Annotated in this window: 28 protein-coding genes; 8 read left to right on the top strand and 20 right to left on the bottom strand. The window is 37.0% G+C overall.

What is annotated here, in order from left to right; all coding sequences use genetic code 11:
- The 5 genes from ESV24_RS07210 to ESV24_RS07190 form a co-directional block, all read right to left on the bottom strand.
- Entirely contained in the window at positions 1-705 is a 705-nt protein-coding gene (locus ESV24_RS07210; RefSeq protein WP_111815710.1) for a DUF3307 domain-containing protein, read from the bottom strand.
- A gap of 5 nt (positions 706-710) precedes the next feature.
- Entirely contained in the window at positions 711-1,397 is a 687-nt protein-coding gene (locus ESV24_RS07205; RefSeq protein WP_111815709.1) for a fumarate hydratase, read from the bottom strand.
- A gap of 132 nt (positions 1,398-1,529) precedes the next feature.
- A complete protein-coding gene (gene pabB / locus ESV24_RS07200; protein ID WP_200829522.1) occupies positions 1,530-2,825 on the bottom strand; it encodes an aminodeoxychorismate synthase component I in 1,296 nt (431 codons plus the stop codon).
- On the bottom strand, positions 2,825-3,367 hold the full coding sequence (locus ESV24_RS07195; RefSeq protein WP_111815707.1) for an NADPH-dependent FMN reductase: 543 nt from the start codon (positions 3,365-3,367) through the stop codon (positions 2,825-2,827). Before ESV24_RS07195 ends, pabB begins: the two co-directional genes overlap by 1 nt.
- Before the next feature lie 85 nt (positions 3,368-3,452).
- Complete coding sequence (locus ESV24_RS07190) at positions 3,453-6,896, bottom strand: M36 family metallopeptidase (protein ID WP_111815706.1); 3,444 nt, start codon at positions 6,894-6,896, stop codon at positions 3,453-3,455.
- A gap of 213 nt (positions 6,897-7,109) precedes the next feature.
- Here ESV24_RS07190 and ESV24_RS07185 point away from each other — a divergent pair, with 213 nt between their 5' ends.
- Positions 7,110-7,643, top strand: coding sequence for an RNA polymerase sigma factor (locus ESV24_RS07185; RefSeq protein WP_111815705.1), 534 nt, complete (start codon positions 7,110-7,112; stop codon positions 7,641-7,643).
- Positions 7,644-7,649: 6 nt separating this feature from the next.
- Complete coding sequence (locus ESV24_RS07180; RefSeq protein WP_111815704.1) at positions 7,650-8,444, top strand: anti-sigma factor; 795 nt, start codon at positions 7,650-7,652, stop codon at positions 8,442-8,444.
- Positions 8,445-8,725: 281 nt separating this feature from the next.
- Here ESV24_RS07180 and ESV24_RS07175 read toward each other — a convergent pair whose 3' ends face one another.
- The 3 genes from ESV24_RS07175 to ESV24_RS07165 form a co-directional block, all read right to left on the bottom strand.
- Positions 8,726-10,003 (bottom strand): tetratricopeptide repeat protein, encoded by a 1,278-nt coding sequence (locus tag ESV24_RS07175; protein ID WP_111815703.1) that lies wholly within the window; start codon positions 10,001-10,003, stop codon positions 8,726-8,728.
- Between the two features lie 99 nt (positions 10,004-10,102).
- Positions 10,103-10,738 carry a DUF4331 family protein gene (locus tag ESV24_RS07170; RefSeq protein WP_235004006.1) on the bottom strand — a complete coding sequence of 212 codons (636 nt, stop codon included), beginning with the start codon at positions 10,736-10,738 and terminating at the stop codon, positions 10,103-10,105.
- Positions 10,739-10,765: 27 nt separating this feature from the next.
- Positions 10,766-11,452: a DUF4331 family protein gene (locus ESV24_RS07165; RefSeq protein WP_111815702.1), complete on the bottom strand. Its 687-nt coding sequence runs from the start codon at positions 11,450-11,452 to the stop codon at positions 10,766-10,768.
- Between the two features lie 147 nt (positions 11,453-11,599).
- Between ESV24_RS07165 and ESV24_RS07160 the strand changes: the two genes are divergently transcribed.
- Entirely contained in the window at positions 11,600-12,823 is a 1,224-nt protein-coding gene (locus tag ESV24_RS07160) for an LETM1-related biofilm-associated protein (RefSeq protein WP_111815701.1), read from the top strand.
- Between the two features lie 2 nt (positions 12,824-12,825).
- On the opposite strand, the gene ESV24_RS07155 is transcribed toward ESV24_RS07160, so the two are convergent.
- The 9 genes from ESV24_RS07155 to ESV24_RS07115 all read right to left on the bottom strand — a co-directional run bounded on the left by ESV24_RS07155 (position 12,826) and on the right by ESV24_RS07115 (position 19,911).
- Positions 12,826-13,581: a LytR/AlgR family response regulator transcription factor gene (locus ESV24_RS07155; protein WP_111815700.1), complete on the bottom strand. Its 756-nt coding sequence runs from the start codon at positions 13,579-13,581 to the stop codon at positions 12,826-12,828.
- A gap of 104 nt (positions 13,582-13,685) precedes the next feature.
- Complete coding sequence (locus ESV24_RS07150) at positions 13,686-13,994, bottom strand: 2TM domain-containing protein (protein ID WP_111815699.1); 309 nt, start codon at positions 13,992-13,994, stop codon at positions 13,686-13,688.
- A 13-nt stretch (positions 13,995-14,007) separates the two neighbouring features.
- Positions 14,008-14,364: a 2TM domain-containing protein gene (locus ESV24_RS07145; protein WP_111815698.1), complete on the bottom strand. Its 357-nt coding sequence runs from the start codon at positions 14,362-14,364 to the stop codon at positions 14,008-14,010.
- The gene (locus ESV24_RS07140; RefSeq protein ID WP_317046799.1) at positions 14,327-14,701 is read right to left on the bottom strand and encodes a 2TM domain-containing protein; all 375 of its coding nucleotides are present in this window, start codon (positions 14,699-14,701) and stop codon (positions 14,327-14,329) included. Before ESV24_RS07140 ends, ESV24_RS07145 begins: the two co-directional genes overlap by 38 nt.
- Before the next feature lie 32 nt (positions 14,702-14,733).
- Positions 14,734-16,062 (bottom strand): 2TM domain-containing protein, encoded by a 1,329-nt coding sequence (locus ESV24_RS07135; RefSeq protein ID WP_317046798.1) that lies wholly within the window; start codon positions 16,060-16,062, stop codon positions 14,734-14,736.
- Positions 16,063-16,127: 65 nt separating this feature from the next.
- A complete protein-coding gene (locus ESV24_RS07130) occupies positions 16,128-16,787 on the bottom strand; it encodes a tetratricopeptide repeat protein (RefSeq protein WP_111815815.1) in 660 nt (219 codons plus the stop codon).
- A gap of 72 nt (positions 16,788-16,859) precedes the next feature.
- Positions 16,860-17,276: a DUF2141 domain-containing protein gene (locus ESV24_RS07125; protein WP_111815696.1), complete on the bottom strand. Its 417-nt coding sequence runs from the start codon at positions 17,274-17,276 to the stop codon at positions 16,860-16,862.
- Between the two features lie 169 nt (positions 17,277-17,445).
- Positions 17,446-19,599 (bottom strand): TonB-dependent receptor, encoded by a 2,154-nt coding sequence (locus tag ESV24_RS07120; RefSeq protein WP_111815695.1) that lies wholly within the window; start codon positions 19,597-19,599, stop codon positions 17,446-17,448.
- 135 nt (positions 19,600-19,734) lie between these two features.
- Complete coding sequence (locus tag ESV24_RS07115; RefSeq protein WP_111815694.1) at positions 19,735-19,911, bottom strand: helix-turn-helix domain-containing protein; 177 nt, start codon at positions 19,909-19,911, stop codon at positions 19,735-19,737.
- A 150-nt stretch (positions 19,912-20,061) separates the two neighbouring features.
- Here ESV24_RS07115 and ESV24_RS07110 point away from each other — a divergent pair, with 150 nt between their 5' ends.
- Both ESV24_RS07110 and ESV24_RS07105 read left to right on the top strand, forming a co-directional pair.
- Positions 20,062-21,177, top strand: coding sequence for an adenylate/guanylate cyclase domain-containing protein (locus ESV24_RS07110; RefSeq protein ID WP_111815693.1), 1,116 nt, complete (start codon positions 20,062-20,064; stop codon positions 21,175-21,177).
- A 59-nt stretch (positions 21,178-21,236) separates the two neighbouring features.
- The gene (locus ESV24_RS07105; protein ID WP_111815692.1) at positions 21,237-21,566 is read left to right on the top strand and encodes a hypothetical protein; all 330 of its coding nucleotides are present in this window, start codon (positions 21,237-21,239) and stop codon (positions 21,564-21,566) included.
- A 61-nt stretch (positions 21,567-21,627) separates the two neighbouring features.
- Here ESV24_RS07105 and ESV24_RS07100 read toward each other — a convergent pair whose 3' ends face one another.
- A complete protein-coding gene (locus ESV24_RS07100) occupies positions 21,628-22,902 on the bottom strand; it encodes an NAD(P)/FAD-dependent oxidoreductase (RefSeq protein WP_111815691.1) in 1,275 nt (424 codons plus the stop codon).
- A 112-nt stretch (positions 22,903-23,014) separates the two neighbouring features.
- On the opposite strand from ESV24_RS07100, the gene ESV24_RS07095 reads away from it, so the two are divergent.
- Together ESV24_RS07095 and ESV24_RS07090 are read left to right on the top strand one after the other, a co-directional pair.
- Entirely contained in the window at positions 23,015-23,509 is a 495-nt protein-coding gene (locus ESV24_RS07095; protein WP_111815690.1) for an RNA polymerase sigma factor, read from the top strand.
- 6 nt (positions 23,510-23,515) lie between these two features.
- Positions 23,516-24,160 carry a hypothetical protein gene (locus ESV24_RS07090; RefSeq protein ID WP_111815689.1) on the top strand — a complete coding sequence of 215 codons (645 nt, stop codon included), beginning with the start codon at positions 23,516-23,518 and terminating at the stop codon, positions 24,158-24,160.
- Between the two features lie 74 nt (positions 24,161-24,234).
- On the opposite strand, the gene ESV24_RS07085 is transcribed toward ESV24_RS07090, so the two are convergent.
- Entirely contained in the window at positions 24,235-25,038 is an 804-nt protein-coding gene (locus tag ESV24_RS07085; protein WP_111815688.1) for a lysophospholipid acyltransferase family protein, read from the bottom strand.
- A gap of 138 nt (positions 25,039-25,176) precedes the next feature.
- Complete coding sequence (locus tag ESV24_RS07080) at positions 25,177-25,818, bottom strand: NUDIX hydrolase (RefSeq protein ID WP_111815687.1); 642 nt, start codon at positions 25,816-25,818, stop codon at positions 25,177-25,179.
- 1 nt (position 25,819) lies between these two features.
- On the opposite strand from ESV24_RS07080, the gene ESV24_RS07075 reads away from it, so the two are divergent.
- Entirely contained in the window at positions 25,820-26,557 is a 738-nt protein-coding gene (locus ESV24_RS07075; RefSeq protein ID WP_111815686.1) for a peptidylprolyl isomerase, read from the top strand.
- Positions 26,558-26,577: the final 20 nt, after the last annotated feature.

Raw genomic sequence — 26,577 nt, 5'->3', positions numbered from 1 at the left:
TTAGAAGAAGTTAATAATTATTCCAGCAATTACGGCAATTCCGAAACTGAGCATTGTGCCAATAAGCACATATTCTGTTTTTAAGGTTTCGTTGTTCCCGTAGCGCAATATTGATTTTGCGGCAATCAAAAAACCTACGGCTGAATATTGCAAAACTATAATTAATGTGAGTGTTAAAATGCGTTCCAAAACGCCGATAACCTTTCCAGCATTGGGCATTTCATTATCGCTACTTACTTGTATTTCGGTAACTTTAAAAACTTCTCTTATAAAGATATTTGCAGGTTTTAAGCACACTAAATATCCTGTTACTATAAGTAAGTATTTGAAATTTATAGATACGTCCACTGATAGATTTATACCGTTCCATCTTTCATATAAAATAACTACCAATGTTAGAATGGCCAAGTGCGCAGCTTGATCTATAAAAAAAGCGTATCGACCAAAATTCTTGCTATTATTTAGATAACGCTTAAAACCGTCTATTAAAAAGTGAGTTATTGCAATTATTGCTGCTGCAAAGGCGAAACTTAGTTGCAAAGAAAACAACCACGCTAAAGCAAAACACGCCAATCCGTGCCAATATAAAAAAGAACTTTTAAAACCGATTGTATTTTTCTGCTTTGCCAGTTTATCTGTTTGAAAAAAGTAATCCAAACATAAATGTGCAATAAATTGGAGCAGTACTAATTCCTTTAATCCCATAGTTTCTACTTTGAAATCATCGTTTTAAAATAGTTTACGGCTTCATCAATGGCGTTCCAGCCTACACTTGTGGAATGCTGGTTGACGGCAGATTGACCAATGCCTAGCTGCTTGGCTATTTCTTCCTCTTGATTATTCATCAATTTTAAATATAAAACTTCGCACTGTCTTGAGGTTGCTTTACTCAATAAAACATCTAGCAGCGCAAGTAAAGGTTGGATATTTTTATTTAAATCCTCGTTTTTAGAAGCAAAAAAGAGCGTATTCTTAATTACGATCCTTTCTTTGTTGTAAGTAGTTTCACCACTAATTTCACGACCTGCAAAATAAATAGCTTCACCGTCTATTACACCTTCTTCGGGATTGTAACGGCTTAGTTCGCCATAGCCAATTGCGAGTCTTATTCCGTGGATTCTGAATTGTTTTAGCCGATTATCATCTTTTGTATATTTCTTGATGTCTATAGGAATTGCCTTCACAAAACTTTTAATGGCCAATGCCACTTGCAGACCCTCACTAGGGTTGGGAACAACACATTCCAAATAATCTCCTTTTATAATGCGGCCATAAACATTGAATTCTCTCTTTAAATCTTGAAGTAAGGTTTTTAAGCTTTCTTCAACAAATTTGCTGTCTTCAACGTTTAAACTTGTTGACGAAACAATATCTCCAGAAATAACAGAATAATTCATTGATTATAATTTTATTCAAATATATAAATTTATTAGCTTAAAAGCTAATAAAATACATTTATAAGCCTAAAGACTAATAAATTATGTTTATAAGTTCAATGGCTAATAAAATAGATTTATAAATCTAGAAACTTATAACGTAACATTTAATACCTGCCGCATAGCCTTTGCTTTTAACAAACACTCCTCGTATTCTTTTTCAGGAATAGAATTTATGGTAATAGCGCTGCCTACAGAAAAACTTAAATATTTTTTAGAAGAATTATAAAGAATACTTCTGATAACCACATTGAAATCAAAATCTCCTGAAGGAGAAAAATAACCTATAGTACCACTGTAAAGTCCACGTTTGGCATCTTCTGTTTCTTCAATGATTTGCATTGCCGAGATTTTTGGAGCCCCTGTCATGCTACCCATTGGAAACGTATTTCTCAAAATCTCAACACTCGAAATAGAATCAGGAACGGTACAAGTAACCGTGGAAATCATTTGATGCACCTGTTCAAAAGTATAAATTGCGCAAAGTTCTTCCACCGCAACGCTTCCTTTTTCTGCAATACGGGAAAGGTCGTTACGAACTAAATCTGTAATCATTATATTTTCGCTACGCTCTTTCGGGTCTTTGGCCAATCGCTGTGCCATTTTAAGATCTTCACCTTTATTTTCCGAACGTTTTGCAGTTCCTTTTATAGGTTGGGAAATTAGAGTCTTTCCATTTTTTTTGAGATAGCGCTCCGGCGAAGCTGAAAGTGCAAAAAGATCATTTAATTTTAGGAAAACTGAAAAAGGAGGTTTTGAAATTTTGTTAAGCTGAAGAAAGACTTCCAAAGGATTAATCAGTGCAGTTTCGGAGTAAAATTCTTGACAGATGTTTACTTCGTAGATATCACCACGCTTAACGTGTTCAAGTACTTCATTTACCTTTTGAATGTAGCTGTTTTTTGAAGTGCGGAGGCTTATGTTTACAGCTTTTGAAGTTTCCTGTTCTTGCTGAAACATTTCAGAAATCGATTGCAAATCGGTATCCATTTCATCCGCCACCATATTTAAATATTGAACTTCAACAAAATCTTCAGAAAATAGAAACAATTTTTGAGGTTGAAAAAAGTAGAGATCGGGAAAACCTAAACCATCTAAATTTTTGGATTGTTGCTGTTCTACATCGTTTTTAAGATCGTAGGAAAGATACCCAAAAATCCAATCGGCTGTAGTGGTTTGGTATTCCTTCAATTTATCAAAGGCGTTGTGGGCATCGGTTTTTAGAGCCGTAAAAGCTTGTACCGCGAGTATTGCCTGATAGGTTTCGTGCTTTTGAGCATAATTGTTGCTATCCAGCCATACCACTTCTTCAAACTGTTGTGCCCAAAGAAGCAAACGTGTTTTAGCATCTTCATTTAAAGAAAAAGAATATTTCTTTACGGTGCGCATTATTGTTCAAGTTGGTGCACAAAGTTTTGAATAACATCTGTGAATCCCATAAGCAGAACCTCATTTGAGATTGAATTGGTTTCTTCGGAAAAGTTCTCTGAATAAGAAGGGAAACTGAAACTTTCAACTATGGTAGCACCGAATCTGGGAAGAACGCTTTTAGTATATTCCAAAGCAGAGGCAGCGCCACGTTTTCCGTTTGAAGTGCTCATCAATAATACTTTTTTTCCTTCGAGAAAATTACGGTCTAACCTGGATAACCAATCAATGGTGTTTTTGAAATATGCTGAAACCATTCCATTGTGCTCGTTTACGGAAATAACTAGTGCATCAGCTTCTTTTATTTTATTATTAAGCATTCTTAAATCAACGGAGTAGCTTTTTTCTTTTTCAATATCTTCCCCATACATTGGAAGTTGGTAATCTGTTAATTTAATAACCTCAACAGTGTGGCCAGCAATTTGAGAAGCTGCAAAGCTCACAAGTTTGTGGTTAATAGATTTGCTGCTGTTGCTTCCCGCAAAGAATAAAATTTTTTTCATCTGTCAAAGTTATTGAAAAGGATGCTATGAAAAAACCCGCGCCAAATAAATTGACGCGGGTCTTTCAAAATTTAAGTTTCAAGATTTATTGCTTCACAATGCGTTTTACAATACTTGTGTCTTCTGCATTAATTTTTACAAAATACATTCCTGTTGCAAGACTTTCCAATGAGAAATTGGTTTCAATTCCTGCTCCTGTTAAGTCAATTGTTTTAATAACTCTACCTTTTACATCTGTTACAACAGCACTATTAAGCTGCACTGTAGTTTTATTTAACAACGTAAGCATTCCAGTTGTTGGGTTTGGATATAATAAAATGTTGTTGTAAAATTCATTATCGCCAATACCTAAAACCTCTTCAACAGTTACAGTAAACGTACAGGTGTCGTCATTGCCTGCACCGTCAGTTGCAGTCATAGTCATAGTTGTAACACCAGGGCCTACCATGGTTCCTACAGCCGGATTTTGAGTAATTGCAGGATCTGGACAGTTATCAGTTGCTGATGCATCGCCTGTATAGTCTGGCAATGTGTATTGCTGTCCTAATGGCACTTGAACAAAAACATTAGCTGGACAAGTAATTACAGGGTCTTCAGTTTCTGCGATAACTTCCGTCAACGTACGCTCACCGGCACAGCCAGGAGTACCCAAGTTAATATCGCTATTTGGTGTGCCAAAATCTGCAGTTTCGCATGTTCCAGACCAATCTGCAGCAGCGTCGGTATCTCCAACTCTCCTGAAAGAACCTGAACTACATTCATTTGTTAATGAAGCGCCGATTCCTGTCCAATCAAGATCTGAAGCTGTAATATTGAAACCACTTATAGTAACATTGAATCCAGCTATTTCTGAAGCCGTATAATTCCAAAATACAGAGTCAACTACGTTTCCAGTTGGGTCGATTATTAAAATCCATCCTGATCCGGCATTATCCCAGAACAAGTTATTTCCCCAAAATCCAGAACCACCATCATCATTCCAATCCATAACGGAGTTTGCGGTCATATTGCCCAATGTTTTAACTATTGAGTTAACCGTATTTATATTCGCATAAGGAGTATCACTTACCGCAACTTTATAGCCAGTATAATCTGTAGCTACTCCCACATTCTGAATTTCTAATCTATCGGGTGTTTCTAAATTTATTTCTGAAACAACCAGTTGTGATAATGGCCCAGGAGCACTTTCCTGTGCATAAACATCAATCGTTCCAGTGGGTGTAAACGTATATGAAGTTCCTTCAAAAAGGAAATTACCTCCTGTTGGAGCGTCAAACCATCTTATTATGTTGCTAGGATCGTTTAGAGTAGCTGTTACAGTTACTGGTCCACCAACACAGAAATCTAATACTCCTGTAGTAGTTGGTCCATTAGGAACTGCTAATACTTCAATAGTATCTGATGCAGTTGAAGCTATAGAACAAGGTCCAGATGGCACATCATAAGTAACTGTGTGAACACCTATACCAGCTGCGGCGGGATCGAATGTAAATGTAGATCCATTACCATTATCGGTAACACCAGGCCCACTGTAGGTACCTCCGCTTGGAGTTCCACCACTTAAATCTGTAAGAACTTCAGAAGAAGCACATACTTCTTCCAAAACAGATAAAGTAGCTGTTTGCGAAGGAGTGTCGAATGCTTGTGTTCCGTCACCTCTACTGTTTGAAGATCCTTGACTAGCACTAAAGCCTAACCCTCTTTTTGCAAATGCATCCCAAATCAAGCACTCATTTGCACCACCGTAAATAGCTTGATCAGCAGCTAAAATTGCATCTCTACCATCAACAAATCCTGGGCTACAAGGCTGAAGTTTCATTCCTTCGGTAACCAGTGCCAATGCTTGGATATTTCCAGCATCTTGGTTTACATCTCCTGTGAAACTATAAACATCAGCATCAAAACCGTGTGCGTCTATTAGAGACCAAGTCACTTCCCAAAGCATTTGTGACCAAACAGAACCTACACCGTGGGGCACAGCAGCTGTTTTTATGAAATCATAAGTTTGTGGATTCACACCCATATCTGTACTATATGGATAATCACGAATACCTCCACCACCTTGGCCTTGACCAAAAAGATAAGTTCCAACCGCTCTAGGGTCTGTTCCCAAATCACCTGGCTCAATAGTTAGCAAAACCCCGTAAAAGTCACTCCATCCTTCACCCATCTGTTCTTGATTCCCCAAGCATCCTGCTTGTGCAGGGCCACCAGTAAGGCGGTTTGAAATACCGTGACCATATTCATGTATTATCACTAAGTTATCAAAATCGCCATCTTTGTCGTTACAGATGTACATTTGCATTCTTGGATTACCACCATCTGGTGGAGTTCCAAAGTTTGCATTGCAAGTTCCTGAACCATCTTGTGCCTCAGCATCTACAGAATCACTACCAGCACCACCGTTTCCGTAGTTATTTTCTTGAAAATTACCGCCCGCTTCATCAAAACCATATTGATACATGATATCATGAAAAACGTTATTCATATAAAAAAGGTTTGTAATCGCGGCGTCTTCGTATTGATTTCCGTTTGTATAAATTTGACTGAAAGGATAACCAACAAAATCTAAGTTAGAACCGGCATCTGGTTGATAACCTGGGTTATTTCCATCCTCATAAGCGTTTGCGTTGTTACCACGAGTAACTGTAAACTCTGCGCCAGCAGCGCCGTTAGTATCGTGCCATCCAAAGGGAGAGGCCGTGGCATCTGCGGGGTCGATTACAATTGTACGAGCGCCATAGTATGGACTTTCAAGCGGCAATGCAAATACCTCATAGCATTCTACACAACCACCAGCTTCTTCAACAAGTGCGTTGTAATTTGGGATGTCATATAAATTAGAGTTGAAGTTCAACTCTTTCACATCATTACTATGGTCGTGATGCATAGCACAACTTACCATCCAGTTTACTTTGTTTACAATTTCTCCTGAAGTTGCATCAACTCTTAAGCTCCACCAATCTTGCTGACTTTTTTCCTGTATTGAAATGTCCCAAGTTAGAACCAAATCATTACTTTCAGTAATAGCGTAAATCAATCGCGCAGGAATGGGGCTTAGTGAGATTCCACCGTTACCCAATAATGTTTTTCTGTCAACTCCACGGGCACCCTCTATGATTGATAGTGACCCATTTACAGAATAGCCCAATTGTGCTGCCGCCGCCTGAACAGCTTGTGCTGCCGTAAGCGCTGGTGAACTTGAACCTTTTAACTTTTGAACAGTATTTTTTATGAATTTACTGTCTTTGGAAATTACATTCCCATTGTTCAAGAAGTGAATGCTTGATTCAGTTCCGTAGATTTCAATATCATTTAATAATTGTCTGTAATAAACGTGATGAACTCCGCTAATTGTACTAACGGTTTCACTCGTAACTTGCCATTGCACATCTTGTGGTAATAATTCATTTTGCTCTACAAAATGACTCAACTGCTGGTTGATTCCTTCTGAAAAGTTTTGCGCAAACAATGTGCTGGAAAAAACACATAACAGGGCCAGGAATAAACTCCGGGTAACTTTTTTCATTTGTTTGATTTATTTAGATTAATAATAGTTTTAAGTCGGTTAAGTTTTTGTAAAGCTATCAAAAAATAATATTTTCACAACTTTTTCTTAAATTTGAATCAAAATTTAACATACTTACAGAGCTTAAATAAATATTAATCCTATCTCAATATTTTCGTTTCACAACTAAACTAATAATTTCCTTACATTTACTTCCAAAAAACTAACAGCTCTATGGAACAACCCAATGATCTCATTATAGAGATGCAGAACGGGAACGAAAAAGCTTTCTCCCGCTTATATACAATGTATAGCGAAGCTATTTATGGTATAATTTATAGTATCGTTTTAGATGAAAAAACCGCAGAAGAACTCTTACAGGATGTTTTTATAAAAGTTTGGAACAATGCAAGTTCCTATTCTGTAAATAAAGGTAGATTCTTTACGTGGCTTTTAAACATTGCCCGCAACGCTGCCATTGATGAAACACGATCTAAAGCTTTTAAAAACTCCAGAAAAAACCTAAGTACCACAAACTTCGTAGATATATTATCATCCTCAGATAGTTTAAACAGAAAGACCAATGCCATTGGCATAAAAAAGTTTGTTGACGCGCTCAAACCTGCTTGTATTAAAATAATAGACCTTCTATATTTTAAGGGTTACACACAGGCAGAAGCATCAAAAACATTGGAAATACCATTAGGAACAATAAAAACAAGAAGCCGTACCTGTATAAATGAATTACGGGTAATGGTCTTAGGATAAAAAATTATGAACCCCGAAGAACTAATAGCATCAGGAAAATTAGAAATGTACGTCTGTGGCGCATTGCCCGAAGATGAAGCATTAGAAGTACAAGAAGCCATCCAAACGTTTCCAGAAGTGAGGCGCGAAGTAGAGCTTATTGAAGAATCGTTACTGCACTTAGCTGAAACGGTTGCCCCACCAGTTCAAGCAATGAGCTGGACGGCAATTTTAAATGCCATCAGAAATATAAATACTAGTGAAGATACTAAGGTGCGATCGCTCAACTTGCCAGCAATAATTGGTTGGGCCGCAGCTATTCTCTTTATGGGTGGTATTATGTGGATGTTGAAACAGACTAACGATTTAAATGAATCTATTCAAGTAACCACTACTGAAAATACTGTACTGCGCGAAGAAAAAGTAAAAGTTGAAAGCCAGTTAGCTGAAAATACCGAAGTACTTGAAGTTTTAAGGTCAAAAGATTACCAAGCTTATACCCTACCTGGTAACCAAGCTGTAGCTCCTGAAGCTTTCGCAAAAGTATATCTCAATAAAAAGGACAACGTAGCTTATATAGACACAAAAGGACTCCCCGCACCACCGCGTGGCAAAGTATACCAAGTATGGTCTTTAAAAATGGATCCACTCACACCCACTAGCGTAGGTTTAATTTCTGCTGAAAACGAAATGGGTGAAGGTATATACAAGTTCGTGAACTTTCCAGATCCAGAGGCTTTCGGGATCACTCTGGAGCCTGAAGGTGGAAGCGAGGCACCAACACTATCGCAACTATATACTTTAGGAATGATAACCATTTAAAACAAAAAATTATAGTGAACAAAAAACCTGTACTTGATTGTACAGGTTTTTTTTATCAGTAGAAGTTACTTCGCAATATAGCTGAATGCTCCAAAAACTAGAACATTGGGGGTTGTCCTATATAATACAAAAAGCGCCCGTCAAAAATGACGGACGCCTTAACTAACAAAAAAACTCTGAAAAACCGGGATTAACCGGCTTTGTAAAATCTACCAATCTCTTGATAGATAACCAACCTCATCTATATTTACGTAGAAAACCTAAACTTGGTTTTCTAAAAACTATAATTTTTCAATTTCTTTTGCTTTTACCAGGCCTAATTCGTAGCTAGCGCCCATCAATTCTTCTTTCAAGGCAGCTACCTTATCTTCCATTCCGTTTGCTTTATAGATTAAAGCTGAGTGAAAAAGTGCTTTCGGTTCTGAGGTTTTACCAACTACATAATCCTCAATCGTCTTTAGAGCAGTTTCTTTATCGCCTGCTTTTAACTGGGCATAGGCCAGTAATTGATAGGTTTCTGGAGTGGCGCGATTGGTTATTTCTTTTGAAGCTAGCTTCAATGCTTCTTCAGGTTTGGTTTCAGCATATAGGCTAATTAAATACGTATTGTACATTCCACCATAACTTATATTTTCAGTGGCTTTTAGAAACATATCATTCTGTTTTTTTGCTTCCGAAGAATTACCATTGTATTCAGCCATTTCAGCTTTAAGGAGATGATAATCTGGCGCTTTGTGGTTTACCATTACCGAGTCCAAAATTCGGTTTGCCTCCTCTGTATTTTTTTCAAAGGAATAAACCATCCAAGCGATCTGCTTTTTCGCATAATGGTTGTCTGGCTCTATTTCCAAGGTTTTTAAATAACTGTTATAGGAATCCTTAAGACGGCCAGCGTGCCCGTAAAAATCACCGATGTTGCTGTAAATCCATAACTTCAGACTCCTATTGTCACGCTCCTCGGCAATTTGCTTGGCCCGCTCCAAATATTTAATAGCAGCATCTAGGTTGCCATTGTGATCGCTCCACTTTGCCAAGCGGATTAAATAATTGAAATCTTTGGTATCTTTTATTTTTCCTAAAAGTGCGTCGGCCCGATTGTATTCACCCAATTCCATCGCAACATCAAAAAGCATCATTTCGGTTTCTTTGCGGTTGTCTGGATAAGCGTATGCGCTGTCCAGCAAAACCTGAGCTTCCTTAAAGCGATGTTGTGAAATATAATTATGCGCCAGACTGCGCAAATAGCTATCTTTATTTCTAGCTGCAATGTCGTGTGATTTTTTTATAAACGTTTCAGAAGTTTTCAATTCTGAAATATCGCCAGTACTTCCAAAAAGCGAAGCATGTACTCCAGATAAGCGGCTCATTTCCATCAAATGCGTAGAATCATTATTGAAACGTTCCTGCCAAAATTGCATATCTTTTTCAATAGCATCTTTTGAAGGAGTATTGGTAGTGATTAAATATTGATTGTAGTCTTTGCTATCGGTAATTTTCTCAGTTTTCTCCTGACATCCAAGAAGAGCCAATACAGCAACTATTGTGATGATATTTTTCATAAATTATTGTTTTTTGAGTTAGTAGCGGTTTTTAGAAATTTGTTTAAACCAAAAAAGAGAACACAGACGGTTCTCTTTTCTGATATTAAATTAGGTTTATTAAAACGGTCCTGCCAAGTATGGAAAGCTACTAGAAAAAGTAGCATCATTTGCTGGCACGCCATCACTGGTCAAACCAGGATTTTCATCACCCATTGGTCCTCCAAAAATCAATAATAATGATACATCTATTACATCATCGCTTAAGGTTCTACCTGTCAATATTTCGGTACCGTTAAAGTAAGTTGTGATACCTGTTTTTGCTACCCATAGCACATCGTTGGAAAGTACTGTTGTGAATGTAGCAGCATCTAATCCACCACCGGGAAGTGCATTTGTTGTATATCCAGGATTTAATGCAAGTAATTTATCTTGAAATTTCATCTGAAAAGCAGCTTGCATTGCAGAAGGAACAGTTACGTTAAAGGCATCCTTAAAACCTTCGGTTCCAAAAACGGTATTTATACCCGGACGGCCCATTTGGTCTTCCTGAATATAATTTCCGCTGAAATCTAGTGCTTGGCCGCAAGGCTCACAAACAGTTCCACCGCAATCTACTCCTGTTTCTTCCCCGTTCATAATGCCGTCAGTACAAGTTTCTTGAATTATTACATTATCGTCGTCATCTTTACATTGTACGAATAATAATGATGTTGACATAGCAACAAGAAAGGTTATATATTTTAATTTTTTCATCTTTTTAAGTTTTATAGTTAGCAATTTTTATTGTTTTCTCTTAGTTTCTACCCAAACATTGTAGATTGGCGTATTGGGAGCAAATGGATTTACACCCACTACTCCACCGGGAAGCATAGATTTAGGAACCTCAATCACAACGCTCAAAACGTTAGAACCTGCAAAGGTATCTTCGCCCGGATTGTCAAAACTGGTAGCGTTACCAGCAAGTACTTCATTATACTTGTTAAAATCAAAGAAAAAAGGATCTTCGCGCGGTCCGGCGAAAAACTTCATTCCATCTTTTTCACCTATTTGCAAATCATCTTTTGTAGAAATTTTCACACTTCTTCTTGTTGAAGTTGCAATAGTGCTTTCCAGACCTTGCGTTGCTGGGGCAGTTGGACCAAAGAAATACATAGAATCACCACGTCTAATTGCTTGAATGACCAAATCTTCTTTAAGATCATTATTATTATCAATATTGATTTCAATTAATATTGTTTCGTCAAATTTAGCTTGTTCAGTAGGTTGTCCGGGAACCAAAAGACCTTGTACATTTGCGGCAAAAACTAAATTTCCGCTGTTCTCACCCTGAAAGGCATAAAAGTCGGTTATATCCGCATTGGTTCCGGCCACTGACGGCGCATCAATATGATCCGCGGAAATTAAAAATATCGATAGTACGGCTACGCCCATTCCACCGATTACTGTAAAAAGTTTTGATTTTTTCATCTTTTTTGTTGGTTTATATTATTTATTTTTACTTGTTCGCTTATACTTACGCTTAATGTATGCTTATGGTTTTTCCAAATCGTTAATCTTTAGTTAATGCGAAAAAAATTAACTTTGAGCGCTCAAAAGTAGTCAATAAAATATTCGATGAATCCCTCCGCACCAGATTGGATCTTAAAATTTTTAAATCTCTTCGATAAGAATGAGCTTGTAGTACCTTATAATGACGATCACGCTTTTTATACCAACCTTAGACTAACGGGCTTTATATATGGAGTTTCAGTTTCGGTTTTGCCCAAAAAATCCTTAGGGAGCTTAAAGCTCACCAAAGAAGAATTATCCAAAATAAATCTTCTTCACGCACTGTTATTTCAGTTTTTTAAAAAAAATGAAACTGCCAGCAACAAAGAGGCAGTAGATAGTATTTTATCTTTTTATGAACATCTAGAAAGAAAGAAGGCCGGTTTTTTTAAAAAGTTTTCACTTTCACAGAGCCCATCAAATACTTTAGAGCATATTTTTTCCACCAGATTGCAGGAGGCAAATACATTGTTGAAGAAAAACACAGTTTCACTTTTAACATATTCGCTCCTCTATTTGGATGTCTTAGGCTATAAACAGTGGCTTATTGATCCCTCTTCGGCAAAAAATTATTATAAACAATTGGAAACTGCTGCACTTACAAGTTGTTTCTATACATTAAAATCGAAAAATTATAAAACCAAATACGACACGCTCTTAATTGAACTTTTTGAATCTTCCTCACAATACATTATGGATGAAACCGATGGCGGAGGAGCCACATTTTTGGAAGGCTTAAACTATTTGAAAGACAGCGAAGAATCTTTAGAAAAACACTATCTGCTGGATTTGTGCTGTCTTACAGTTTGGGAAGATCTAAAAATGGACGAGGTGGAACACCTCTTTTTGCAGCAATTATTAGTCACACTTAATTTTTCGGAAGAAGCATTACAAAATAGCCTTTTGGCGCTCAATTCTTTTTCGAAAAAATATACCGAAAAAATACTGCTCTTTGAATATTCACACCCTGTGAAGCAGTTTTACAAGCAATCTGCCTCGACAGTAAAGCTTCTAATTATTCGGAACAAAGACCGCTTAACGCGCGAGCTGGAAGAAAGTGGTGAATTAGTGGTGCTTTTAGGTCAATCTACTATACGGGATTTATCAATCGAGGAAAAATTAAAAGTAAGGGAACAATTGCTGAATGTTTGCAAAACCATTCCGTCGCTCACTATTTTCCTGCTGCCCGGCGGCACGGTTCTTTTGCCTCTTTTAGTAAAGTTTATCCCAAAACTTTTACCTTCGTCATTTCAGGAAAACAGAATAGAAACTTCTAAAAAGAAGGAGTGAACTTATTCCAACCAAAGTTTAAAACCCTTAACCCGTTCGCGGGCTACAATAACTTCTTGTTCCTTAAAGCTATTAAGTTTCAACTGAAGGCGTGAATTTGTATACGAAATTATATCTTTTATTGAATTAATATTTACATAGAATTTACGGCTGATCCTAAAAAATGTTTCTGGTGAAAGCTCCTGCTCAAGTTGCTCTAAAGTAGTTTCCAAAAGATAATCGCGGCCGTCCACAGTATGCGCGTATGTTCCCTTATTTTCAGAATAGAAACACTCAATCTCCTCTATTGAAATGATTTTTATATGCTGCCCTATTTTTGTAGTGAACCGTTTTTTGTATTCGCGCTCCACAGGATTTACGAGCAGTTTTTTAATATCCTCAAAATTAAATTGAAGGTTTTCCGTGCTTGGTTTGAAGGATTTATATTTTGTAACAGCGGCTTGTAGCTCTTCTTCATCAATAGGCTTTAACAAATAATCAATACTGTTCAGTTTAAAAGCCTGAAGTGCATACTCGTCAAAAGCGGTGGTGAAAATAATTGCACTTTTAACCTCAACAGTATCAAAAATTTCAAAGGAAAGTCCGTCGCTCAACTGAATGTCTAGAAAAATCAAGTCCGGGTGCTCATTATTATTAAACCATTCCACAGCTTCGCTAACGCTGTGCAGCATTTGGTTTACGTTTACATCCTGCCTTTCTAGCATACGTTGCAAATAGCGAGCTGATGGTTTTTCATCTTCAATTATTAATGCGTTCATTTTTTGGTTGATGGTTGATGGTTGATGGTTGATGGTTGATGGTTGATGGTTGATGGTTGATGGTTGATGGTTGATGGTTGATGGTTGATGGTTGAAAATAGATATTACAAATTGTCTTCTTCCAAGAATTGCTTTATTTTTTTCTCTTCCCAGCGTTTAAAAATATTGTTCTCAATGTTCATAATATAAAAAACATAAATTGCGTGCGATACTATGCCAAAGCCCCAGAAAAACGCGGTCCCATAGTGACCCCAATCTGCAAAATCGATTGCTTTATCATTAAAGACATTGGCAGTGACTAAAATAATTGCGGCATTCACTAGAATATAGACAACCAAATGGCTATAAAACCCTTTTAGTGTTTCCACTTTCTTCTTTGCTCTTAAATAGGCAAGACTTTTTCTGTTTTCCATTTTAGCGTTGCTTTTAGTCTTCTTTAATAAATTTTTTCAATTGTCTCTCTTCCCAGTTTTTTATAAACTTAAATTTATACTGAAATGCTTTCGCTGCGTGAAATAACAAACCAATACCCCAAAAAACCGGAACAATCAAAACATTCCAATCAATCCATTCAATAAAATTTTTATCGGGCGATTTATTCAGAAAAAACTCCAACACTTGCCCGCGCACAATAAATATAGCGATGTTTACAACAATGTAAATCAGCAAATGCCTATAAAATACTTTTAGCGTTTCGACTCTTTGTTGTGCCTTTCTCCATTGCATATTTTCAGAATAGTCCATCTTAGTTCCAATTATTGTTATTTCTCTTTTTTTCTTCATCCATAAACTGCTTCATTTTTCTCTCTTCCCAATTTTTGCCCATAAATGGTGTCCAATTGAATGCCTTTACGGCCTGAAAGAAAATTCCAATTCCCCATCCAAATGCAGCCCATAAAAACCAGGGATGGCGAAGTTCGTTCACGTAATAATTTAGCCCGGCAAGTGCGCAAATAAAAACCACATAAAACATAAGGCTTGTGTAGAATTTCTTTATTTCCGCTACACGTTGCTTGGCTTTGTAATATTTATTTTTTTCATTTTCCATTTCCATATTAGTGGTTTTTAAATTGTAGTATAAAAGTACCAAAGATTGAATTCCTAATATAAAGGTTGTCACCCAACTGTAAATTTTTATAGATGAACTGTAATTTACTCATCTTTCCCCATTAAATCCCGGATTTTGCGCTCCTCCCAATCCTTCCCAAAGAAAGGGTTATAGTTGAAAGTTTCTGCAGCATGGCCCATTAGGCCAATGCCCCAACCAACTATAGGAAACAACGCCCAAGGAAAGCCTGCCTCCGAAATATAATTTAAGTAAATAAAAACTGGGAAAAACAGAACATAGAGTGTCAAGTGAATGTAAAATCCCTTAAGTTTCTCAACGCGTTCTCTGGCGAGCTTATATTTTTTTTCTGAAATAAAAGTATCTGATGTATTCATAATTTGAATATTTTCTCCCAAAATAGGAATGGCTATGCTGAATTCCTTTCGATTCTCGTTAATAATTACAGGTCGCTTTGTTATGAGCGCGTATCTATCCCGAATGTTCCGCAAACCAACGCCCGTGCTTTCTTTTAAAACTTGTTTTGGCTGACTGTTATTGGTAACTACCAGATTACCGTTTTCTTCTGAAATAGTTATGTAAAGCTTTTTTGAAGACATAACCTGGTTGTGCTTCACGGCATTTTCCAACAAAAGCTGAAGTGACAACGGAACCACCTTTGCCTTTGGGTTCTGTAATTTTGAAGGCGAAGTAAACACAATGCTATCCTCAAAACGAACTGCCAAAAGCGACATATAGAGCTCGGCGAAATTCAATTCTTCCTCTAGTGTTACCAAATCTTTGTTTTTCTGTTCTAAAACGTAACGATATACTTTTGAAAGCGTTGTTGTAAAACGGGTTGCGGCCTCGGGATTTTCTTCAATTAAACTGGTAAGAACGTTCAAGCTATTAAAAAGAAAATGCGGATCTAACTGGTTTTTGAGTGCGTCAAACTTCGCAGAAGCCGTACCGGCTATTATCTTTTGTTCCTTTACAATAGTCTGCTGTTTGTTTCGGTAATAATAAGCAGTGTAAAAAATGGTGGTAACTACTACAGATATTATGAATGATATGTAGTAATGCTGCATCTTTTCGGAAGAAATAAATTCTGAAAAACCTCTTCCTTCAATTACTACTTCGGTGAAAACACGAATAAAAAACAAACCTAAAAGTGTGACCAGAATTCCACCGAAAAGTCCTTTTAAAAGATTCTTCGGCTTAAAAACCTGGTTCGGAAATGTTTTTAGCAAAAACCCAAAATATTGGGCATTTACCATATAAAGGACTATAGCGTATAATTGATTGTAAAGAAACATTACAAGAATTTCACGACCGTTGGCAAACTCATATCCATTTATATACTGAATTACTCCAAGTATTATAAAAACGAGCATTCCAACAAAAAAAGCTTTTCCGAGATCTTTTAAAATACGCATCAAAATATCATTTTATTTACCACGAATAATTATATAAAAATATACGTGCATTCGTGGCGAAAATTTTAATTACAGCTTTCCATTTGAACTTGTTTGGCCCGCTCTTCGCCATAAGTTGGGTAAAACTCACCCGCCGGTTTAAAGGTAGCAAAAAGATCAATGGCCCTTTGAATCTCTTTGCAATAGGGTTCAATAGACTGTCCAAAATATTTAGCACTCCCCATATCCCATTCAGCTTTAGATAAAATAACTCGTGGATTGTCCGGCGCAATAGCTAAAGCTTTACTGTAAAGTTCTGAAGCCTTTGGAGAATAGGTCATTCCGTACTGCTGTCCGTCAAAAATGATCCAAGCCGTGTATAATTGAGCCTGCAAAACAAGTAAGTCTGGATTATTTTTTGAAATTGCCGTAGCATCATTTATAAAATCTTGGGCTTTGTCCAATTGGGCCGTAAGTTTGGTTTTATCTTTTTCAGCAAAGCTATTAATTACGTTAATCTGCGCCACATAATAGGGTGGCAACCAGTTGTCAGGTTCAGCCGTGGCAATACGTTCAAACATATTTGCAGCGTCCCAAGGTTTTTCTTCTTGCCAAAGCTGAAAGGCCTTCTGCATTCCTTGTTGATATTTAGTAGGTGTGGCATCAGCGCTTGCGGCGTTATCAGTTTGCGCCTGCATAAAGAGAGCAGTAAAGAAGATGGCGAAGTAAGTAACTACATTTTGCATGGTTTTCATTTTTATTGGTTAGTATTATTTTTCAATATTTTCAATTAATCTTAGTTCTTATTGACTGAATAATTACATTATTTCAATTTTTATTTTTTTTATTTCACCGCCTTTTACTTCAAATTTGGCGTCATTCCACTCTGGGGGTCCGAATCGTGGAGAAACATTGTTTGAGTTTCCATAATCTTCCGAAGGGATAAAGCCTAAAAACATATCAAATTCATTGTCGTTATCTTCATCATGGAATACCGATACAGCATACGTGCCGTCGGGAATATTTTCAAAAGATACTTTTACTTGTTTACCAGTTATTTCCTTAGCAAAAGATTTGAATTCTTTTTTCAAAAAATCTACCTCTAAATTGTAAAGCCCAATCATTGCTTTCCCTTCATTGTTTTCAAAGTTTGAGATAGAAACCTCAATAGTATTTTGCGCTTGGGTACTAATGCAGCCAATAATAAGTGAGAATAAAATTAGTAGTGTTTTCATAATTATATGTTTTAATATTTAACTGATTCAAATTTCCTTTAAAATATTTCTTTTGAAAAAATACATTTACCCAATTGTTGAATATGTGGGTTGAATTGTGTTTTGTCCCCTCCCAGCCTCCCCAGAGGGAGGAGCCATGAATGAATTTCCACTTTGGGGGCTAGGGAGACTACAAATTATCCAACTGGTTATCCGTCCCGTCATCACTAATAGTCCAGAAAAAGCCGACAAAAAAGAATTGGTCTGCCGCTGGAAGCAATTCTCTCCTGGCGAAATTTCCGTTTACATCAGGAGCGTTTGCGTATTGATAACCGTTTACATTTTTAAAGGCGAACACATTGTTTACGGAAACGTAAAGAATTTTTTGTTGGGAAATTAAATACGCCCAGTTCAAACTAACACTGTTATAGCTCTTGGTCTTACTTTGAAGAAAGCCAGGTTTATTTAAATCTGTGTAAGTTCTTCCGCTTCCATATTGATAACTAAAGCCTATCTGGCTTTTCCAATCGTTGATCCAGTATTTCGCAACCGCTGAAAAATTGTGGGTATTTGCAAAACTGGGCGTAGCTTCAATAGGATAATTTCTGTATTTTCTTTCAGTATCCAAATAGGAATAGCTTAACCAATAATCTATGTTTTTAAGTGAGTTATTATCGCGCCAAAATAGATCAAGCCCTTGTGCATAACCGTCACCATTGTTCAAAAACGCGGTGTTCACATCTGGAAATTCATCGTTGTATGTAACTAAATTGTTGTACTGTTTCTTATAAATCTCAGCTCGGAAAATTCTGTTGTTTGCCGAATATTGATAGTTCATAATATAATGCTGCGTCTGCTGTGCTTCCAGTTTATTTGTGAATTTTAAAACATCACTATCCGGTTGCTGAAAGAAATCGCCGTAGGCCAAAGAAAGTTGACTGCTTTTCCCAGTTTTATAGGCAAATGACACTCTTGGCGACACTGTAAATTCCTTAAACTGCTCACTGTACTCTCCGCGAACACCAACTTTTAAAGCGAGTTCTCGAGAAAAAATAATATCAGCTTCCGTAAATGCTGCAGAAATATTATTGTTGAAACCAAGCTTCGCTGAAAAATTAGAATCATCATAATTTTCGTTGAAATCTGTCACGAATTGTTCTGCGCCAAAATTCAGTTTAAATCTGTTGCTGAAGCGTTTTTTTAACTTCACTTTAAAATGTGCTGAATTTTCCACGTCCTTAATATCCGCTTCATCAATTCCCACATTTGTTTTTGCGTACGTATAACTTCCACCTCCAAAAATTGACCAATCGTTGTTCAGCATTTCGCTGTAACTGGCGTTGGTGTAAAAGTTTTGGTTATTCAATTTGAATCGTGTTCCCTCGGGTTGATTTACGTCTTCCTGCGTAAGTTCAAAATTGGAAGTATCAAAAGCCCCATAAACTTTTAATAACCCACCCCCTATTTTCTGACGGAAAACTGCTTCACCCGAAGCCGTTTCAAAAGGTTTTTCCCAATCATTTCTATCCGGTAAAAGTGCAATGTATGGCGCTAGGTTTATATAGGTTGCGTTTACACTCAACGAGCTTTTTTCCCACTTTTTAGTATGCCCCAAACCACCACCAACGCTCATAATAGAAATATCGGTCTTTTCTTGGGTAGGCTCGTCAATAGTATTTAAAAGCAAAACTGAAGAAAGCGCCTGCCCATATTCTGCAGAATAACCACCTGTGGAAAAAGTGATGCCATCAAACAAAAACGGACTATAACGCCCGCGTGTAGGCACGTTATTGGTTGTAGGCGAATAGGGTGTAAATACGCGAATGCCGTCAATAAAAATCTGTGTTTCGCCAGCATCGCCACCGCGAACAAAGAGACGGCCATCTTCGGCTACAGTAGTGGTCCCGGGCAAGGTTTGCAAGGCTCCCACAAAATCGCCCAATGCGCTAGCGGTAGTTACAATATCCAAAGGTTTTAAAACCGAAATCTTACTATTATCGCCCGCAGAGAATGAACCTGCAGAAATAGTAACGGTTTCCAAGGAATTCACATCCTCGCGAAGTTGAATTTTAAGTTGCTGCATTTTCGAAACGTCCTCGGTAATTTTAGTGGCCTCAAAAGAAACATAGGAAACGGTTAAAGTTTGAGTGCCAGTTTCAGAAGTTTTAAAGGAAAATTTTCCAATTTCGTCTGAAGTGCTTCCGTCATAGGTTCCTTCCAAATAGACATTGGCTCCTACAATGGGTATTCCATTATTGTCTGATACCGTCCCCGAAACTATAGTTTGTGCCAAAAGTAGACTCGGGAAAATAGCGATTAGAAATGTGATGACTGAAATTTTCATGAGTTGGTTGGTTTTAATTTTCAGTTCAAAGGTGAAATTTCAATATATCTTTTCAGAAAAAAACAGACCGAACTGTGAAAATAGATTGCTCAACTGTAATATTCCATTTTGTAATAGAATTTATGTTAAAAAAAATCACTCAACAAATTCCAAAATATCTCCGGGCTGACATTCCAATACTTCACAAATAGCTTCCAGCGTACTGAAGCGCACCGCTTTTGCTTTTCCTGTTTTTAAAATGGAGAGATTTGAAAGTGTTAATCCCACTTTTTCAGAAAGTTCGTTTAGGGACATTTTCCGTTTCGCCATCATTACATCATGACCCTGCAGCGTTTACTCGACTTTAAAAAAAATTCAATACTGTTTTTCTATGAAGTAAGAAATGGAATTGTATCTTCGAAAGAAAAGAATAGCTGATGCTTTCAGAAAAAAGGATTTCTCTATCAAACACAAAAATTTTAAATGGCCATTAAACCAAATTTTGAAAGATACAACACGCGTCAGCTGTTGTTTTATACGCGTCGGGCTTTCTGGATCTTGATAGCCTGGGTTATCATATCAAATATTATGTTTTTTTATGAGTACATCACTCTAAAAAGCAATGGAGTACTTAGTTCCAGTTATGATTTTTACTCCGCAGTGATGGCAAACCTAATTGTTGCCATTTCAGCGGGTCTCATCGGTGGAATTGTTACCGTAAACCTAATGGAGCGCTGGCTGCGGCGTTTAGTTTTTTGGAAAGCGCTACTCTATTTAATCATTGCCTATACCTTTACGGCTTTTTTGGTTGGCTCCTTTGGCTCCATATACATAACAAGTGAAGACCTGGGCGTTCCGTTTTATTCTTGGGAAGTACTTCAGCAAACATTATATTTTTTTGGTTCTTGGCTATTTATCAAAAATTATATTATTTGGTTGTTTATCGTTTTAGTAACGCTCATCGTTTTGATGGTGAATGATAAGTACGGGCCGGGAGTTTTTCCAGATTATTTAATAGGAAGATATTTTAGACCCAAGCACGAACGGCGTATTTTTATGTTTGCCGATATTAAAAATGCCACAGGTATTGCAGAACGTTTGGGCGAAGAAAAATACTTCAATTTTTTGAAGGATTTTTTTAGGCATATTGCAACCGCAATTGTGCAAACCAGAGGCGAGGTCTATCAATACGTAGGCGATGAGGTGGTTGTTTCATGGAAAATGAAATGGGGATTGAAACGCGGAAACACCGTTCAGTGTTTTTATAGTATGAAAAAAATAATTGCCTATAAAGCTCCTAAATATTTGAAAAAATACGGCGTTGTTCCCGAATTTAAAGTTGGCCTTCATTACGGAACGGTGATGGTCGGTGAAATTGGACAAATAAAACGCGACATTGCTTTTTCTGGCGATGTTTTAAATACTACATCGCGAATTCAAGCAATGTGCAACGAACTAGATGTTGAAATTCTGGCCTCCAAACAATTTGCAGATATAGCATATAAACTGCCAAAAGGAGTGACAAAAAAGGAACTGGGAAAAGAAAAACTACGTGGAAAAAGCGAGGAGATTGAACTAGTTACTTATCTGAAAAAGTAATTTAAATTAACCCATCCCCATCATAACTATTAAACTTATAAACTTATAAACTTAAAAATATGAAAACAGACAACTACACAAAAATCATTTTGACGATAATTGCTATTTGCTTAACCATTAACGTGGCAAAGGACTTTGACATCATCCCTTCGGCTTATGCGAGTGAAAAAGCAACCCAAAAACCCATTACTGAAGTAATAGATGTACGTTTGGTTGACATCAACACCTCAGATGAATTGAATGTAAATCTAAAAAGCGTTGACACGTATGATGAAGTGAAAGTAAACATCAAAAAAATTGAAACAACGGACGAACTGGATGTGAACATTGACGAAATTGGAGGTGGTTGGGTTTCCAATGGAGGGCCAATTAAGGTTAGAGTTGAGTAAGTTTTGCTGGTTGCAGGCTGCAGGTTGCAGGTTGCAGGTTTGAACTTTCAACTTTCAACTTTCAACTTTTCTTAAACGGCCTAATAATTAATCGCGCCGCACGATCATAATTTATGTAACTGTATGTCCAATTAAAAAATGTTACAACTCTATTTCTAAAACCCACCAAAAACCACAGATGAACGAACATCCATAAAAACCAAGCAATGGCCCCGCCAAAGTGTAGTTTGCCAATATCTACTACCGCTTTGTTTCTACCAACGGTAGCCATGGTTCCTTTGTCGAAATATTCAAATGGTTCCATTTTATCGCCTTTCAGCATTCTTCTGAAATTTTTTCCCAAATGCTTTCCTTGCTGAATGGCTGGCTGTGCAACTTGCGGATGGCCTTTTGGAAATTCCTCAGTTTGCATCATGGCAATATCGCCCAAAGCATAAATGTTTTCAAAACCTAATATTTTGTTGCATTCATCAACTTTGTACCGATTGGCTTTTTCCACAAGCGCATCGCCACTTATTCCTTTTATGGGTGCTCCGGTTACACCTGCTGCCCAAATAAAGGTAGCGGTTTCAAATTTTTGACCGTCTCTGGTAGTGACCGTTTTTCCGTCGTAATCGCTTATAAAAGTTTCTAGATGAATTTGTACGCCAAGTTTTTCCAGAAATTTCTGTGCTTTTTCCGAAGCCTTTTCGCTCATGGGCGGCAGCACCCTATCAAGTCCTTCTATAAGGTGAACGTTCATTTCTTCTTCTTCTAGCTCTGGGTAATCGTGTTCAAGAATTCCCTTTCTGAATTCTGCCAAAGCACCTGCAAGCTCTACTCCCGTTGGGCCTGCACCTGCAATTACGAAGTTCAACAAACGTTTTCTTTCGGTTTCATCTGTAGTAATATCTGCTTTTTCAATATTTTGAAGCATCAAGCTACGAATGTTTAGCGCTTGCGGAATCGTCTTCATTGGCATGCTGTTTTCAGCAATATTTTCATTTCCGAAAAAGTTGGTGCGCGTGCCTGTGGCAATTACTAGGTAATCAAACTTCAAGTTTCCGATGGACGAAGAAATTGTATTGTTTTCTGTATCTATATTTTCAACCTCACCCATTCTAAAGTGAAAATCCATTTTTGTCCTGAAAATTTTCCGAAGCGGATATGCTATAGAATCTGGCTCGAGCCCTGCTGTGGAAACTTGGTACAGCAGTGGCTGAAAAGTATGGTAATTGTGACGGTCAAAAAGTATTATTTGAACCTTTTCTTTTTGAAGTTTTTTTATAAAAGAAATACCGGCAAATCCGCCTCCTATTACTATAATTCGTGGAAGACTAGTTTCAGGAATGTTCATTTGTTTTTATATTTTCATAAAGTTAATCATACTGAAAAGAGTTAAGGTATTTTTTAGGATTTTTGTAACAAAGGGTCTTAAGTAAGTACTAACTAAACAGCAACAAAAGCAATTGAATAAACAACTGGAACATAGTTTTGTAACCCAACTTGAGGAAAATCAAAACATTGTACATAAAATCTGTAGGCTATATACCAATGACAGCGACGCGCACAACGACCTGTTTCAGGAAATAACCATTCAGCTTTGGCGTGCGTACCCAAAGTTTCGTGGCGATTCCAAATTCAGCACCTGGATGTACCGCGTGGCATTAAATACGGCCATTACACTTTACAGAAAATCCAAGCGCAGCATAAAAACCCAAGATTATGAAGGGGTTAGTTTTAAAATTTCTTCGGTACCGTACGATGATACTGCAGAACAACAATTAAAGTTGATGTACAGTGCCGTTAAGGATCTAAACGATATTGATAAAGCGCTTGTCTTTCTTTATTTAGAAGACAAAAATTATAGAGAGATTTCTGAAACCTTAGGTATTACCGAAGTAAATGCACGTGTGAAAATGAACAGGATAAAGGAAAAATTACGAACTATTATAAATCCGTAACATATTATGGATCAACTAGAATTATTAAAAAAACAATGGCAAAGTAGGGAGCAGGAGCTTCCTAAGCTTACTTATGATGATATCTATAAAATGCTGTTGAAGAAATCATCTTCCATAGTAAAATGGATTTTTTATATCAGTATAGCCGAAATTATTTTCTGGACGCTACTCGCCTTTTTCGTGCCAGAATCTAGCAGAAAATTTAGTGATGACATAGGTCTGCATAATATTTTAATAGGCGTTAATGTGGTAAACTATTCAATTTTTGGGGTGTTCATTTTTCTATTTTATAGAAACTACCGTAAAATTTCCACTACAGATTCCATCAAAGAATTAATGAGGAATATTTTGCAAACACGCAAAACGGTAAAATATTTTGTGGTTTATAACATTACAGCCTGCATCATTTTGATAATAGGAATTAATATTTTCTATTACCTAAACCAAGACATCGTATTTAAATTTATGATTGAAGATTACGGCATTGCAAGCATTTCACAAGAAAAATTTATGAATATTTTCTTTTTGATTCAAATCCTTTTTGGAATCGTGATGATTGTTTTCATAATTTTATTCTACAGAATTGTTTATGGAATTTTAATGAGAAAACTCAATAAAAACTATAAAGAACTGAAGAAAATAGAAATGTAAAAGAAGAAGCAGTCTGCAGTTTCAGTAATCATTTTCTTTAGGTAAAGCACTGCCAACTGCCACTGAATACTTTTTTAATAACGCCATTCACGCTCTTTGTTGAGCTCTTCTTCGCTTTGAATCTCGGTTCTTGGAATTACTTTAAGGAAAGAAGAATGCTGCTCGATGGCGTATTCCAATTTCTCAACAATTTGGTCCATTGTTTCGTTTTCGTAATCTATATCAAGGGGTGGTTTTATTTCAATAGATTGAAGAATGCCGCGTTTCTTAATTCTGATACCTTTTTTGTCAAAAGATCTTCTGAAACCGTCAATTACAATAGGAACCACGACAGGTTTGTTTTGTTTAATAATGTGAGCTGTTCCGCGACGTATTGGTTTCCACGGCTTCGTGGTTCCCTGTGGAAAAGTGATAACCCAACCATCGTTCAAAGCCTTTGTAATGTTACTCACATCGCTCATCTTCACTTGCTTATTCACTTCTTTTCCTTTTTCGCGCCAAGTGCGCTCTATACTTACCGAACCCGCATACGCAAGTATTTTAGGCAAGAGGCCGTCTTTCATTGTTTCCTTTGCAGCCACAAAATAGATGTTCAGCTTTGGATTCCATAAGTAACCTACGTTTTTAATATTGTCATCTCGTCCCTTTAAACTTGCGTTAAAGACGTGCAACATCGCGGCAACATCTGCAAAATAGGTTTGGTGGTTGCTCACAAAGAGAACATTTTTTTCTGGAAGCGCTCTTATAATTTCACTACCGTGAATTTGAAGATCGTTGAAACCTTTAAACCGCCTGTGCGTTAAAAGCCCGGCGATACGTATCAACCAGAGTTTTAAAAAAAGTGCATGCCCAAATGGGTTTTTTTTGAAGAGACTCATTTTTCAGTAATCAGTATTCAGTGGTCAGTATTCAGTTCGCAGTAATCAGTATTTATTTTTTAATGTAGATTTTTTCAATTTCAAGTTTCGTACCTAACACTTCAAATTGTAACATCACAAATATACTAAAATAAGCCGTTACAGCACTTTTTTAAGCAATTCGCGCACTTCATTGAGCATCATTGCGGTAGCGCCCCAAACTATGTGGCCGTTGAGATTAAAGGCAGGTACTTCAATACTTGCCGCGTATGATGTAGATAGCGTTTGGGTAGTTATGTTTAAATCATCCATAAAATCTTGCAAAGCAACTTCTATAAGCGCTTCCACTTCCTCTTCTTGCGGAACAAACTTTGGAAGTTCAGTTGTGATCCCCAAAAACGGTTGCACAAAAAAGTTGCTGGGAGGAATGTAAATTTCAGTGAGCTTTTTTAAAACTGCAATAGTTTCCCTTGAAACTCCTACCTCCTCCTCCGTTTCGCGCAGGGCCGCATCTTGAATGGATTTATCTTCTGCCTCAAGCTTCCCGCCGGGAAAACCCACTTGGGCAGAGTGAACCCCTTTGTATGTTTTCCGAAGAATTAAAATTAGACGTGTTTCATAATCTTCCGAAGGATAAAACAGCGACATTACGCCTGCATGTTTTGCAATGTTCTTTTTGCGGGCTACTCTTTTCAATTCCTCCAATCGTTCTATGGGCGCCATTTTAAATTGTACAGCTTCGCCTGGAAGTTCCATTTTTGTTACTTTTACAATCCGTTTTTCAAAATCGCGAAAATCCATTATGGGAAAGTTATTTATTTATTTGTTCGGAATTGTTTTATTCTTTGGAAGCTGTGAAGATAATAAAAAGGCGTCCGATGCCGATAGCAATAGGGATGAAATCGAAATCGAAAACGAAATCGAAATCGAAAAGCAGTCTATAACTGAGAATGAAGCCGAGGTTGATTCAATAGCTTTAAAACATCCAGAAATCACTAACGAAAATGTAGTTTCATTTTTAACTGAATACGGAAAAAATAATCCTGAAACCAAAGTTTTAATAACTTCTCGCTTTGGGGATATTGAAATGGAACTTTATAAAGATACGCCGCTACACCGCGCAAATTTTATCTATTTAGTAAAACAGCATTATTTTGATGAAACTTTTTTCCATCGTGTAGTTCCTAATTTTATTATACAAGCTGGCAATAGCGATATTGTTTCAACGCCTCGGAAACGTGCTGCTTTAGGAAATGACTATTTGCTTCCCGCGGAAATCATTCAAGGCAGAGTTCACGAATATGGAACCGTTTCTGGTGCAAAGGAATACCGAGAAAACCCAGATAATAGAACGGCTCCATATGAATTTTTTATCTTCCTCGGCCCAAAATCTTCAACAACACATTTAAATGGAAAATACACCATATTTGGAAAAGTGACTAAAGGAATGGACATAGTGGAGGAAATTTCAAAAGTGAAAGCAGATGATGGCGATTGGCCTTTGAACAATATTTATATTACGGCAAAGGTGATTGAATAGGAAATTTCAAATAACAAGCT

Source organism: Aequorivita lipolytica, assembly GCF_007997135.1.
GTDB lineage: Bacteria > Bacteroidota > Bacteroidia > Flavobacteriales > Flavobacteriaceae > Aequorivita > Aequorivita lipolytica.
The sequence above is the reverse complement of the archived record's forward strand: the minus strand, read 5'-3'. Positions and strand labels throughout refer to the sequence as shown.